Annotated in this window: 13 protein-coding genes; 8 read left to right on the top strand and 5 right to left on the bottom strand. The window is 56.3% G+C overall.

The annotated features are described in order from the left end of the window. Positions 1–2 precede the first annotated feature (2 nt). On the top strand, positions 3–953 hold the full coding sequence (locus tag ACMGGQ_RS01910; protein ID WP_262821338.1) for a family 43 glycosylhydrolase: 951 nt from the start codon (positions 3–5) through the stop codon (positions 951–953). Positions 954–971: 18 nt separating this feature from the next. On the opposite strand, the gene ampE is transcribed toward ACMGGQ_RS01910, so the two are convergent. Continuing rightward, the gene (ampE, locus tag ACMGGQ_RS01905; RefSeq protein ID WP_063620800.1) at positions 972–1826 is read right to left on the bottom strand and encodes a beta-lactamase regulator AmpE; all 855 of its coding nucleotides are present in this window, start codon (positions 1824–1826) and stop codon (positions 972–974) included. 9 nt (positions 1827–1835) lie between these two features. Then, positions 1836–2387, bottom strand: a complete 552-nt coding sequence (gene ampD / locus ACMGGQ_RS01900; RefSeq protein WP_069720170.1) for a 1,6-anhydro-N-acetylmuramyl-L-alanine amidase AmpD — start codon at positions 2385–2387, stop codon at positions 1836–1838. An 87-nt stretch (positions 2388–2474) separates the two neighbouring features. On the opposite strand from ampD, the gene nadC reads away from it, so the two are divergent. The 4 genes from nadC (at position 2475) to hofC (ending at position 6549) form a co-directional block, all read left to right on the top strand. After that, complete coding sequence (nadC, locus tag ACMGGQ_RS01895) at positions 2475–3368, top strand: carboxylating nicotinate-nucleotide diphosphorylase (RefSeq protein ID WP_021240514.1); 894 nt, start codon at positions 2475–2477, stop codon at positions 3366–3368. Positions 3369–3544: 176 nt separating this feature from the next. Continuing rightward, on the top strand, positions 3545–3982 hold the full coding sequence (gene ppdD / locus ACMGGQ_RS01890) for a prepilin peptidase-dependent pilin (RefSeq protein WP_048028494.1): 438 nt from the start codon (positions 3545–3547) through the stop codon (positions 3980–3982). Between the two features lie 10 nt (positions 3983–3992). Continuing rightward, the gene (gene gspE, locus ACMGGQ_RS01885) at positions 3993–5375 is read left to right on the top strand and encodes a type II secretion system protein GspE (protein WP_343666621.1); all 1383 of its coding nucleotides are present in this window, start codon (positions 3993–3995) and stop codon (positions 5373–5375) included. Continuing rightward, a complete protein-coding gene (hofC, locus tag ACMGGQ_RS01880; protein ID WP_420289524.1) occupies positions 5365–6549 on the top strand; it encodes a protein transport protein HofC in 1185 nt (394 codons plus the stop codon). Before gspE ends, hofC begins: the two co-directional genes overlap by 11 nt. Before the next feature lie 41 nt (positions 6550–6590). On the opposite strand, the gene ACMGGQ_RS01875 is transcribed toward hofC, so the two are convergent. After that, a complete protein-coding gene (locus ACMGGQ_RS01875) occupies positions 6591–7634 on the bottom strand; it encodes a GMP reductase (protein ID WP_023293282.1) in 1044 nt (347 codons plus the stop codon). A 228-nt stretch (positions 7635–7862) separates the two neighbouring features. Between ACMGGQ_RS01875 and coaE the strand changes: the two genes are divergently transcribed. The 3 genes from coaE to yacG are packed head-to-tail and all read left to right on the top strand — an operon-like array spanning position 7863 to position 9430. Continuing rightward, the gene (gene coaE / locus ACMGGQ_RS01870) at positions 7863–8483 is read left to right on the top strand and encodes a dephospho-CoA kinase (RefSeq protein ID WP_420289523.1); all 621 of its coding nucleotides are present in this window, start codon (positions 7863–7865) and stop codon (positions 8481–8483) included. Then, entirely contained in the window at positions 8483–9226 is a 744-nt protein-coding gene (gene zapD, locus ACMGGQ_RS01865) for a cell division protein ZapD (RefSeq protein WP_008501972.1), read from the top strand. The genes coaE and zapD overlap by 1 nt, the downstream gene beginning before the upstream one ends. 9 nt (positions 9227–9235) lie before the next feature. Then, complete coding sequence (gene yacG / locus ACMGGQ_RS01860) at positions 9236–9430, top strand: DNA gyrase inhibitor YacG (protein ID WP_023615920.1); 195 nt, start codon at positions 9236–9238, stop codon at positions 9428–9430. Positions 9431–9455: 25 nt separating this feature from the next. Here the strand turns inward: yacG and mutT are convergent, their stop codons facing one another. Together mutT and secA are read right to left on the bottom strand one after the other, a co-directional pair. Beyond that, positions 9456–9857 carry an 8-oxo-dGTP diphosphatase MutT gene (gene mutT / locus ACMGGQ_RS01855; RefSeq protein ID WP_420289522.1) on the bottom strand — a complete coding sequence of 134 codons (402 nt, stop codon included), beginning with the start codon at positions 9855–9857 and terminating at the stop codon, positions 9456–9458. A 58-nt stretch (positions 9858–9915) separates the two neighbouring features. Next, entirely contained in the window at positions 9916–12621 is a 2706-nt protein-coding gene (gene secA / locus ACMGGQ_RS01850; RefSeq protein ID WP_048028504.1) for a preprotein translocase subunit SecA, read from the bottom strand. Positions 12622–12658 lie beyond the last annotated feature (37 nt).

Raw genomic sequence — 12658 nt, 5'->3', positions numbered from 1 at the left:
AAATGCATCAGTGGCCAAACCCGTTTATCGAACAACGCGCCGATCCGTACATTTTACGCCATGAGGGGCAGTACTATTTTATCGCCTCCGTGCCGCAGTATGACAGGCTGGCGATCCGCCGCGCAGCGTCGCTGGAAGGCTTACGTCATGCCGAAGAAGTGGTGGTCTGGCGTAAACCCGACGCTGGCCCCATGAGCCAGCTGATATGGGCGCCGGAACTGCATCATATCGACGGAAAGTGGTACATCTATTTTGCCGCGACGCACACGCAGGCGCTCGATGCACTCGGGATGTTCCAGCACCGCATGTTTGCCATTGAATGTACCGACAGCGATCCGCTTACCGGCACGTGGGTGGAAAAAGGGCAAATCAAAACCCCGTTCGACACCTTTGCTCTGGACGCTACCACCTTTGTGCATCAGGGGAAACGCTGGTATCTGTGGGCGCAAAAGGCACCGGATATCACCGGGAACTCCAACCTTTATCTGTGCGAAATGGCGAACCCGTGGACGCTAAAAGGCGAGCCGGTGATGCTCAGCAAACCGGAGTATGACTGGGAGTGTCGCGGATTTTGGGTTAACGAAGGCCCGGCGGTGTTGGTTCACGGCGATAAGCTGTTTATCAGCTATTCCGCCAGCGCCACCGACGAGAACTACTGCATGGGACTGCTGTGGATAGACCTGAATGCCGATCCGCAAAACCCTGCAAACTGGCACAAATCCCCGCGCCCCGTATTCGCCACCAGCTACGAAAACCGCCAGTTCGGCCCGGGCCACAACAGCTTTACACAAACGCCGGAAGGGGAAGATGTGCTGGTGTATCACGCGCGGAACTACACCGAAATTGAGGGCGATCCGCTGTACGATCCGAACCGTCATACCCGCCTGAAGCGCGTCCGCTGGAATGAAAACGGGATGCCTGATTTCGGCATCCCGCCTGCGGATACGCTTTAGTCTTTGCGGTGCGCTGGCTTAAACCAGCGTGCCGTAGATCGTCAGCAGTGCCACGATAACCACCACCACAAACGACGTTTTCTTCGCCATGGAGACAGCGGCTTTCGGTGTTTCAATCTTGTCGGTATGCGGCTCACGCGCCAGCGAGAACTGTGCCAGACGCGTTAACACCTGATACTGCGACGTATGGCGGTCAGCCAGCGAAGCAAACCATGCGGGCAGCGCTTTCTCCCCGTGTCCAATTAACGCGTACACCACGCCCACCAGACGCACCGGGAGCCAGTCGAGCACGTGCAGGATGGCATCGATGCCGGACAGCAAACGTTCATGCGGCGTCAGATAGCGGGCAAGCCAGGTCTGCCAGGCGCGCAGGAACGCATACCCCATCAGCAAGACCGGTCCCCACGGGCCGCCCACCACAAACCAGAACAGCGGCGCCAGGTAGTAACGGAAGTTAATCCACAGCAGCGCGTTCTGCAGTTCGCGCAGAAACTCGCGCTCGTCGCAGTCCGGCGGCACACCGTGGATCATCGTCAGCTCGCTCGCCATGGCACCGCGCGCATGGGCATCGTCACGGGAGGCGGCTTTCAGGTAGGCGTGATAGTGCAAACGCACCTTGCCCGCACCAATGCACAGCACGCCGAGCAGGATCCACACCACCAGCAGCGGCACGTTGAAAAACAGTCCATGCAGCGCGCGCAGCAGCAGGAACGTAATGACCATCACTCCTGCCATCATCAGCAGCGTGCGCAGCATGGAAAAATGTTTGATACGGCGGAATAACACCTCCAGCCGGTGATCCAGATGCCAGTGCTCGCCGAGCTTGAACAGGCGTTCAGCGATGATAACCAGCAGCATGGTAAACAACGTCATGGTATCTCCTTATTCTGACGACGCGGTGAGCATGGCGCGGAACCGCAGCCAGTCGAATGCCGGGCCGGGATCGGTTTTTCTCGCCGGGGCAATATCACTGTGTCCCGTAATATTGTCGGCGATGGCCGGATAGAGTCCGATAAGCGTGCGGGTCACAGCCGCTAACTGTTGATACTGTGAATCGGTGTAGGGTGTGGTATCCGTGCCTTCCAGTTCGATCCCGATAGAAAAATCGTTGCACCGTTCGCGCCCGTGATACATCGACACCCCGGCATGCCAGGCGCGCTTATCAAATGGAACATACTGAACCACTTCACCATCGCGACGAATCAGGCAGTGAGCCGACACGCGCAGATGCGCAATCTCAGCAAAGAAAGGATGGGCATCGGGATCAATCGTTCCCGTGAATAACGCATCGATCCACGGGCCGCCAAATTCCCCCGGCGGGAGACTAATATTATGAACCACCAGCAGTGTGGGCTTTTCATCCTCCGGGCGGCAGTCGTGGTGCGGCGAAGGCACATGCCGCGCATCCACCAGCCATCCGTTTTCTAACAACATGCTGGAACTCCTTATGTATGGTGCTGTTACTCGGTTCAGAGTAGCATGTTTCAATATTATGATTCGTTACCAATTTGGAGTTTTATCATGCCGCCTCGCCGCTACAACCCCGACCACCGACGTGAAGCGCTTCTGGAACGTATTAATATGGATATTCCGGCAAGCGTTGCCCATGCTTTGAAAGAAGACCTGGGCGGTGACGTCAATGCCGATAAAGATATTACCGCACAATTGTTGCCAAAAGAGACACGCTCCCACGCGGTCATTATCACCCGCGAAGAGGGTGTTTTTTGCGGCAAGCGCTGGGTTGAAGAGGTCTTTACTCAACTGGCGGGCGATGATGTGCAGGTAACATGGCACGTGGAAGATGGCGATAGCGTCACGCCAAATCAGCCGCTGTTCGAGCTGGACGGCCCCTCCCGCGTCTTGTTGACCGGCGAACGTACCGCGCTCAATTTTGTACAAACGCTCTCTGGCGTTGCCAGTGAAGTGCGCCGCTACGTTGACCTGCTGGCCGGCACCCGAACCCAGCTGCTGGATACCCGCAAAACGCTGCCGGGCCTGCGCACGGCGCTGAAGTACGCGGTGCTCTGCGGCGGCGGCGCAAACCATCGTCTGGGCCTGTCCGACGCTTTCCTGATTAAAGAGAACCACATTATTGCCTCGGGCTCCGTGCGCCAGGCGGTGGAGAAGGCCTTCTGGCTGCACCCGGACGTGCCGGTTGAAGTGGAAGTGGAAAACCTGGACGAGCTGGAGCAGGCGATTAAGGCCGGGGCCGATATCATCATGCTCGATAACTTCGAAACCGAGCAGATGCGTGAGGCGGTAAAACTGACCAACGGCCGGGCCCAGCTCGAAGTGTCCGGAAACGTCACCTTCGAAACAATCCGTGAATTTGCCGAAACCGGCGTGGATTACATCTCCGTCGGCGCGCTGACCAAGCACGTTCGCGCTCTCGACCTCTCGATGCGTTTTAAATAGTCATTCCTCTCCCCTCTCCGCCCGGAGAGGGGAATTTCAGCCCCGCTCGCAAATCCGCTTTTCTTCCCTGCAACGCGGCATAAATTCTCTGAATGCGCTCTCCCGTTCCTTTTTTTGCCCCTCGTTTCTGCCCTTTCGCGCTGACAGAGTAGCGCCACCTAACGTAAGGAGCAGATATGAACAGACAACACGGATTCACTCTCATTGAGCTGATGGTGGTCATCGGCATTATTGCGATTCTGAGCGCCATCGGCGTACCTGCCTATCAAAACTACCTGCGCAAAGCGGCGCTGACCGATATGCTGCAAACCTTCGTTCCCTACCGCACCGCCATCGAGCTTTGCGCGCTGGATCACGGGGGCGTGGAGAGCTGCGATGCCGGCAGCAACGGCATCCCTTCCCCCACCACGACACGCTACGTGTCGGGAATGAGCGTAGCGAAAGGGATCGTGACCTTAACAGGACAGGAAAGTCTTAACGGGCTGGAAGTGGTCATGACGCCGCAGTGGAACGACGCTAACGGTATGACGGGCTGGACGCGTCTCTGCAACATCAGCGCTGATAGCGCCCTGAAGCAGGCCTGCGAAGACGTTTTCCGCTTCGACAATAACTGAGGAGCGGAAAATGAAGACCGATCAACTCGTGGCGCTTTGTCTTCGCCATCACGCACTGCTGCTTACCAGCGACAGTGAAATGGTCAGCATTGCCGTCGTGGGCAACCCCGCGGCTGAACTCATGGAGGCGCTGCGTTTCGCGACTCAGAAACGGATTGATATTGAGTGCTGGAGCGCTGAGCGCATGGAAAAACACCGGCAGCTCACGTCACAATCGCATCTGCCCGGTGTTTCGCAAGCGCATTCAACGGTAGATATCCTCAACCACACGCTGCAGCAGGCAATCAACCAGCGCGCCTCTGATATTCATATCGAACCGATGGAGCACGCGTGCCAGATTCGTTTACGTATCGACGGCGTACTTTGCCCGCAGCCTCCGCTTGCGGCGGAACTGGCTAACCTGCTCAGCGCGCGTTTAAAAGTGCTGGGTAACCTGGATATTGCTGAGCGCCGTTTACCCCAGGACGGCCAGTTTACGATTGAACTGGCCAACGAGCCGGTTTCGTTTCGGATCGCGACGCTTCCCTGCAGCGGCGGCGAGAAAATTGTGCTGCGTCTCCTGCAGCAGGTTCCGCAGGCCCTTGAGCCGAAAGCGCTTGGCATGAATGCTGAGCAGTTGGCCTGTTTTAATGCGGTTCTCCACCAGCCGCAGGGGCTGATTCTGGTCACCGGGCCTACCGGCAGCGGCAAAACCGTGACGCTGTACAGCGCGCTGCAGTCGCGTAACACCCCTGATGTCAACATCTGCAGCGTCGAAGATCCTATTGAGATCCCCCTTGCCGGATTAAACCAGACGCAGATTAATCCCCGGGCGGGTTTAACCTTCCAGAGCGTGCTACGGGCGCTGCTGCGTCAGGATCCCGACATCATAATGGTCGGCGAAATCCGTGACGGTGAAACGGCCGGGATTGCCATTAATGCTGCCCAGACCGGGCACCTGGTGCTGTCGACCCTGCATACCAACTCGACGACGGAAACGCTGGTTCGCCTGGAGCAGATGGGCGTCGCGCGCTGGATGATTTCCTCCGCGCTGACGATGGTGATTGCCCAGCGACTGGTTCGACGTCTCTGCCCGTACTGCCGACAGAAAAGCGGGGAGCATGCGGACTTACCTCGATCAGTATGGCCCAGACCGCTTCCACGCTGGCAGCCTACCGGCTGCGAGCGCTGTTACCACGGTTTTTATGGCCGCGTGGCCATTTTTGAAGTACTTGGGATCGACAATGCCCTGCGGCAGGCCATCGCCAGCGGGGCGGGAACAGACGTCATCGAGGCGAGCGCCCGCCAGGCAGGGATGATTTCTCTTTTTGAACACGGCTGCATGGCCGTCGAACAGGGGCTAACCACGATTGAAGAGTTGCTGCGCGTCCTGGGAATGCCCAATGGCGGCTAATCAGCTCTGGCGCTGGCGTGCGCTCACCAAAGATGGAGAACCCCGAAGCGGGACACTCTGGGCCACGGACCGCAATGCGGCCTCCACCCGGCTGATGCGTAACGACCTCCATCCTCTGACGCTAACCCGATGCGCGCAGCGATACCGCTGGCGGCAACACCACTGCGACGAGATGTTTCATCAGCTCGCCACGCTTCTGCAGGCTGGACTGACATTATCCCACAGTCTGCAAATGCTGGCAGAGCAGCATCCGTTACAACCGTGGCAGGCACTGCTGCAAAGCATTGCCGATGAGCTCAGTGAAGGATGCCCGTTTTCGGCGTCGCTAAAAAAGTGGCCAGCCGTTTTTAGCCCGCTGCATGTCTCGTTGGTGAAGACCGGGGAGCTGACAGGGAAGCTGGAGGCGTGCTGTCGTCAGCTCGCGCAGCAACAAAAAGCGCAGCAGCAGCTCAGTGCAAAAGTGAAAAAGGCGCTGCGCTACCCGGCGATCGTCCTGACGCTGGCTGTAGTGGTTGTGCTGGCGATGGTCACCCTGGTCCTGCCCGAGTTTGCCGCGATCTACAAAACGTTTAATACCCCGCTTCCCGTGCTAACAAAGATGGTCATGGGAATGGCCGCCTTTATGCAGACATATGCCCTCGCGTTGTTCGCCCTGCTACTAACCCCCTTTGCCGTCGCCTGGGCTCTTCGACAGAACCCTCGCTGGCAGCAAATCCTGATGCATACGCCCGTGATGGGCGCACTGGCAAAAGGCCAAAAGCTGGGACACATCTTTACCGTACTGTCACTCACGCAACAGGCGGGCATTCCCTTTTTACAGGGTCTGGAGAGTGCAGAAGAAACTGTTGAGAGCCGGTACTGGCAAGGGATACTTCGCAACGTGCGGGAGGACATTGAAAAAGGTCTGCCCGTCTGGTCATCCTTTCAGAAGGCGACATTGTTTACCCCGCTCTGTATTCAGCTTTTACGAACCGGTGAAATGTCAGGTGCGCTGGACATCATGCTGGCAAACCTTGCCCATCATCACACGGAACAGACCTTTCAACGAGCAGATAACCTGGCGGCGCTTCTGGAGCCGCTGCTACTGATTGTGACGGGGGTCATTATCGGTACGCTGGTGGTGGCAATGTACCTGCCGATATTCCACCTGGGAGATGCGATGAGCGCGGGATAGTACAACAGGGCTGGCGCACGGGCATGCGCCAGCAGAAGCCATTACAGGCTATTGAATACGCGGTTTTCCTGTTCCTGAACGCGAATAAACGTCGTACGCTTTGTCAGCTCTTTCAGGCGGGAGGCGCCCACGTAGGTGCAGGCAGATCGCAGGCCGCCAAGGATATCGCGTGCGGTGTTTTCAACCGGGCCGCGCAGGGGCAGCTTCACGGTTTTGCCTTCTGCCGCGCGGTATTTTGCCACGCCACCGACGTGACGGGTCATCGCAGACTCAGAGCTCATGCCGTAGAACAGCATAAATTTCTCGCCGTTCTCTTCAACGACGGTACCGCCGCTCTCTTCATGGCCTGCCAGCATACCGCCGAGCATCACGAAGTCCGCGCCGCCGCCGAAGGCCTTTGCGACATCACCCGGCATGGTGCAACCGCCGTCGCTGATGATCTGGCCGCCCAGCCCGTGCGCCGCGTCGGCACATTCAATGACGGCGGAGAGCTGCGGATAACCGACGCCGGTTTTGACGCGTGTGGTGCATACGGAGCCCGGGCCAATGCCCACTTTCACGATATCGGCACCGGAGAGGATCAGCTCTTCACACATTTCACCGGTCACCACGTTGCCCGCGATGATGGTTTTCGTCGGCCAGGCCTCACGCGCCTTGCTGACGAACTGCACGAAGTGCTCGGAGTAACCGTTCGCCACATCAATACAAACGAAGTTCAGCGCCGGGTTAGCCTTCAGGATCTGTTTGGTCTTCTCGAAATCCGCATCGGAGGTGCCGGTAGAGACCATCACGTGCTTCACCACATCAGCAGAGGCGGACGCAACAAACGCATCCCACTCTTCAGGGCTGTAATGTTTGTGAACGGCGGTGAGAATATCGAACTGTGCCAGCGCGGTTGCCATCTCAAAGGTTCCCACAGTATCCATATTGGCAGCGATGATCGGCACGCCAGACCAGGTCTGACCGGAATGCTTAAAGGTGAATTGACGTTCGAGTTCAACGTCTGAGCGACTTTTCAGTGTAGAGCGTTTAGGGCGGATAAGAACGTCTTTGAAACCTAACTTCAGATCTTCTTCGATACGCATGTGCGGATTCCTGGGGTTAGAGGCAAATATGTTAAAAGCACAACTCCAGTGACGCTATCATACGCACTAATACCTGCTCCGCAAGACTGCGAAATTCTCTTTTTTTACGCTACAATCCTATAAATTTACCTGGTAAAAAGCCGGTAAACAGGGCTAAACAGTGACTGGCGCATCTGTGATTTTTAATCAACTGATTTTTATAATGAATAATTCCCAGGATTTTATTTAATGGGGTATATCGTTGCATTAACCGGCGGCATCGGTAGTGGCAAAAGTACCGTTGCGGACGCGTTTTCTCGTTTGGGTATCACGATTGTCGATGCCGATATTATTGCCCGCCAGGTGGTAGAGCCCAATACACCCGCGCTAAAGGCCATCGCAGAACATTTTGGTCAGGCCATCATCAATGCCGATGGCACCCTGAATCGCCGTCAGCTTCGTGAATGCATTTTTTCCTATTCCGCGGAAAAAGCCTGGCTTAATAGCCTTCTCCACCCCATCATCCACCAGGAAACGCAGCGTCAGATCGCCGCGGCCCGCTCGCCCTATGTCTTGTGGGTGGTTCCGCTGCTGGTTGAAAATCAGCTGCAGAAGAAAGCCGACCGGGTGCTGGTGATTGATGTCACCCCCGAAACGCAAATCCAGAGAACCATGACGCGCGACCACGTCTCGCGCGAGCATGCTGAACACATTCTTGCCGCTCAGGCCACGCGCGCTCAGCGCCTTGCCGTGGCGGATGATGTCATTGATAATAACGGCGCACCAGATGCCATTGCATCGGATGTTGCCCGTCTGCACGCGCATTATCTGACGTTTGCCGCGCAGGCCGTTGCACAGGAAAAACCATAATGTCGACACACATCCTTTTTGAGCATCCGCTCAACGAAAAAATGCGTACCTGGCTGCGCATCGAATTCCTCATTCAGCAGCTTTCACAACATCTGCCGGTTAACGATCATGCTACGGCGTTGCATTTCTTCCGCAATGTAGGCGATCTGCTGGATGTGATTGAACGCGGCGATGTCCGCACAGAATTGCTTAAAGAGCTGGAGCGCCAGCAGCGTAAATTACAGGCATGGGCTGAGGTTCCGGGGGTGGATGTAAGCCGTATCGATTCCCTTCGCCAGCAGCTTAAAACCAGCAGCAGCATCCTGATGGCTGCACCGCGCGTCGGGCAGTTTTTGCGTGAGGACCGCCTGATTGGCCTGGTGCGCCAGCGCCTGAGCATCCCTGGCGGTTGCTGCAGCTTCGACCTGCCGACGCTGCATATGTGGCTCCATATGCCACAAGCCCAGCGTGACGCGCAGGTGAACAGCTGGCTGGCAAGCCTGGAGCCGATGCACCAGACGCTGTCGCTGATCCTCGATCTGATCCGTAACTCAGCGCCGTTCCGCAAGCAAACCAGCCTGAATGGTTTCTACCAGGACAACGGTGATGATGCCGATCTTCTGCGCCTGAATTTATCGCTTGGCGAACAGCTTTATCCGCAAATTTCCGGGCATAAGAGCCGCTTTGCGATTCGCTTTATGCCGCTGGACAGCGAAAATGGCACCGTGCCGGAACGCCTCGATTTTGAACTGGCCTGTTGTTAAGGAGTGCCGATGTCTGATGTCACCACCGTAAACTGCCCTACCTGTGGCAAAACCGTTGTCTGGGGCGAAGTGAGTCCGTTCCGCCCATTCTGCTGCAAACGCTGCCAGCTTATTGACCTGGGCGAATGGGCGGCGGAAGAGAAACGTATTCCGAGTAAAGGCGATCTCTCGGACAGCGACGACTGGAGTGAAAACCAGCAGTAATCTGTAAAGCCTGCTGGCGCGTCGCTTAGCAGGCCTTCGGTTGTTCGGCTAACCGCAGGATCACAGGCTCATTAGCTGGCGGGAATTTTTCGGCATCACTTGCCTGAAGCGCCACCCAGTTACCCGGCTGCCCCTCTTTTCCCCAGGGTTCACCTTCCCAGTTTTCCACCAGCCAGAACCACAGCGTAATGTGCCTGTCCGGGAACTGGTATTCGAGCTTATCAAACAGCGTTGCGCCAAGCGGGGTAATCCCGACTTCTTCCTGAAGCTCGCGAACCAGCGCCGCTTCCGGCGTTTCACCGGCCTCAATTTTTCCGCCAGGAAACTCCCATTTGTTCGCCATATGGGCGTCGGCAGCACGCTGGGTGATAAAGATTTGGTTTTGCGGGTTGCGAATAATCCCGACGGCAATTTGCAGTATTTTCATATTGTTACTTCCATAAAAAAGGCGCAGATGTCTGCGCCTTTTTGGTTTTTTTATGAACTCAGTTCAGACGCCCGTGGCACGCCTTGTACTTTTTACCGGAGCCACATGGGCACGGATCGTTACGACCCACTTTACGATCGCCAGTCTGCGCGGCGATCGCCGCTGCAGCTTCGCTGTCGTCGGTCTGATGGCTCAGCTGTTGCATTTGTGCCAGACGCTCGGCTTCTTCACGACGCTGCTGCTCCATCGCTTCCACCTCTTCCGGCATACGCACCTGAACCTTGCTCAGGGTGCTGATCACTTCATACTTCAGTGACTCCAGCATAGACGCAAACATGGAGAAGGATTCACGCTTGTATTCCTGCTTCGGATCTTTCTGCGCATAGCCACGCAGGTGGATACCCTGACGCAGGTAGTCCATCGCCGCCAGGTGCTCTTTCCACAGGGAATCCAGCGTCTGCAGCATCACGCCTTTTTCGAAGTGACGCATCATCTCAGCGCCAACAACCTCTTCCTTACGCTTGTAAACATCCAGCGCGGTTTCGTAGATACGTTCGCGCAGGGTCTCTTCGTGCAGCTCAGGCTCTTTATCCAGCCACTCTTTGATAGGCAGATCGAGGTCAAAGTCGTTTTTCAGACGTTCCTGCAGGCCTTCGATGTCCCACATCTCTTCCAGAGACTGAGGTGGAATATGCGCATCAATCGTGGCTTTAAACACATCTTCACGAATGCTGTTGATGGTTTCGCTCACATCGGATACATCCAGCAGTTCGTTACGCTGGGTGTAGATCGCACGGCGCTGGTCGTTAGCCACGTCGTCATATTCCAGCAGCTGCTTACGAATATCGAAGTTGCGGCTTTCCACTTTACGCTGGGCGTTCGCGATCGCTTTGGTGACCCACGGGTGCTCAATGGCTTCGCCAGGTTTCATGCCCAGCTTACGCATCATGCCGGACACGCGGTCGGAGGCGAAAATACGCATCAGCGCATCTTCCATCGACAGGTAGAAGCGGGAAGAACCGGCATCACCCTGACGACCCGCACGGCCACGCAGCTGGTTATCGATACGACGCGATTCATGACGCTCGGTACCGATAATGTGCAGACCACCGGATGCCAGCACCGCGTCATGACGCACCTGCCAGTCGGCCTTGATCTGCGCAATCTGCTCAGGCGTTGGGTTTTCCAGCTCAGCCACTTCGGCCTGCCAGCTACCGCCCAGCATAATATCGGTACCACGACCCGCCATGTTGGTGGCGATGGTTACCGCAGCCGGATAACCTGCCTGCGCAACAATGTCCGCTTCTTTGGCGTGGAATTTGGCGTTCAGTACGTTGTGTTTGATGCCCGCTTTCGTCAGCTCGTGAGAAACCACTTCGGATTTTTCAATGGAGATGGTCCCCACCAGAACCGGCTGGCCTTTGGCAGTACGCTCGCGGATATCTTCAATGATTGCCTGAATTTTTTCCGCTTCGGTCATGTACACCAGGTCCGGCATATCCTTACGGATCATCGGACGGTTGGTTGGAACGACCACGGTATCCAGCTTGTAGATAGAGCTGAATTCAAACGCTTCGGTATCGGCAGTACCGGTCATGCCCGCAAGCTTCTCGTACAGACGGAAGTAGTTCTGGAAGGTAATAGAGGCCAGCGTCTGGTTTTCGTTTTGAATATCCACGCCTTCTTTGGCTTCTACAGCCTGGTGCAGACCGTCAGACCAGCGACGCCCCTGCATGGTACGGCCGGTGTGCTCATCGACAATGATCACTTCGCCGTCTTTCACGATGTAGTCGACGTCGCGGGTGAACAGCGCGTGGGCACGCAGCGCGGCGGTCACGTGGTGCATAAGCATGATGTTGCTCGGGGAGTACAGAGACTCGCCCTCTTCCATAATGCCTTCAGCAACCAGCAGCTCTTCAATTTTCACCAGACCACGTTCGGTCAGGTTCACCTGGCGCGCTTTTTCATCAACGGAGAAGTGGCCTTCACCCTGGAAGGTATCCGAGTCTTCTTTCTCCTGACGCAGCAGGTGTGGAATGATTTTGTCGACTTTACGGTACATCTCGGAGCTGTCTTCAGCCGGACCGGAGATGATAAGCGGGGTACGCGCTTCATCGATCAGGATGGAGTCCACCTCATCCACCAGCGCATAGTGCAGCTTACGCTGGACACGCTCTTCAGGGCTGAACGCCATGTTGTCACGCAGGTAGTCGAAGCCGTATTCGTTGTTGGTACCGTAGGTGATATCCGCGTTATACGCTTCACGCTTGGCTGGCGCAGGCAGGCCGGACATGTTGATGCCGACGGTCATGCCGAGGAATTCGAACAGTGGACGGTTGTTTTCGGCGTCACGCTGCGCCAGATAATCGTTGACGGTAACGACATGAACGCCTTTACCAGTCAGCGCGTTCAGGTAAGCCGGCAGCGTTGCGGTCAGGGTTTTACCTTCACCGGTACGCATTTCCGCGATGCAGCGCTCGTTAAGCACCATACCGCCCAGCAGCTGAACGTCGAAGTGACGCATGCCGAACACGCGCTTACTTGCTTCACGCACAACGGCAAACGCTTCCGGGATGAGGCTTTCTAAGGTTTCACCTTTTTCCAGACGCGCACGGAATTCCGCCGTTTTCGCTTTCAGCTCATCATCAGAGAGCTTCTCCATCGCCGGTTCCATACCGTTGATGACGGCAACAGCTTTGCGCATACGGCGCAGGGTACGATCGTTACGACTACCAAAAACTTTAGTTAATAATTTGATTAGCATAATAAATTCTCAAACGCCCCATCATGGGCAGATAAAT

Origin of the sequence: Enterobacter sp. BNK-13, assembly GCF_048685015.1 — a bacterium.
In the GTDB taxonomy this organism is placed as follows: domain Bacteria; phylum Pseudomonadota; class Gammaproteobacteria; order Enterobacterales; family Enterobacteriaceae; genus Enterobacter; species Enterobacter quasiroggenkampii.
Note: the sequence above shows the minus strand (reverse complement) of the source record. Positions and strands in the feature narration are given on the sequence as shown.

What these genes read in the sequence shown, in the direction of transcription:
- yacG (WP_023615920.1), top strand. Translation starts at nt 9,236, where the DNA reads ATGTCTGATGTCACCACCGTAAACTGCCCTACCTGTGGCAAAACCGTT.
- ampD (WP_069720170.1), bottom strand. Translation starts at nt 2,387, where the DNA reads ATGTTGTTAGAAAACGGATGGCTGGTGGATGCGCGGCATGTGCCTTCG.
- nadC (WP_021240514.1), top strand. Translation starts at nt 2,475, where the DNA reads ATGCCGCCTCGCCGCTACAACCCCGACCACCGACGTGAAGCGCTTCTG.
- ampE (WP_063620800.1), bottom strand. Translation starts at nt 1,826, where the DNA reads ATGACGTTGTTTACCATGCTGCTGGTTATCATCGCTGAACGCCTGTTC.
- secA (WP_048028504.1), bottom strand. Translation starts at nt 12,621, where the DNA reads ATGCTAATCAAATTATTAACTAAAGTTTTTGGTAGTCGTAACGATCGT.
- coaE (WP_420289523.1), top strand. Translation starts at nt 7,863, where the DNA reads ATGGGGTATATCGTTGCATTAACCGGCGGCATCGGTAGTGGCAAAAGT.
- zapD (WP_008501972.1), top strand. Translation starts at nt 8,483, where the DNA reads ATGTCGACACACATCCTTTTTGAGCATCCGCTCAACGAAAAAATGCGT.
- ACMGGQ_RS01910 (WP_262821338.1), top strand. Translation starts at nt 3, where the DNA reads ATGCATCAGTGGCCAAACCCGTTTATCGAACAACGCGCCGATCCGTAC.
- gspE (WP_343666621.1), top strand. Translation starts at nt 3,993, where the DNA reads ATGAAGACCGATCAACTCGTGGCGCTTTGTCTTCGCCATCACGCACTG.
- ppdD (WP_048028494.1), top strand. Translation starts at nt 3,545, where the DNA reads ATGAACAGACAACACGGATTCACTCTCATTGAGCTGATGGTGGTCATC.
- ACMGGQ_RS01875 (WP_023293282.1), bottom strand. Translation starts at nt 7,634, where the DNA reads ATGCGTATCGAAGAAGATCTGAAGTTAGGTTTCAAAGACGTTCTTATC.
- hofC (WP_420289524.1), top strand. Translation starts at nt 5,365, where the DNA reads ATGGCGGCTAATCAGCTCTGGCGCTGGCGTGCGCTCACCAAAGATGGA.
- mutT (WP_420289522.1), bottom strand. Translation starts at nt 9,857, where the DNA reads ATGAAAATACTGCAAATTGCCGTCGGGATTATTCGCAACCCGCAAAAC.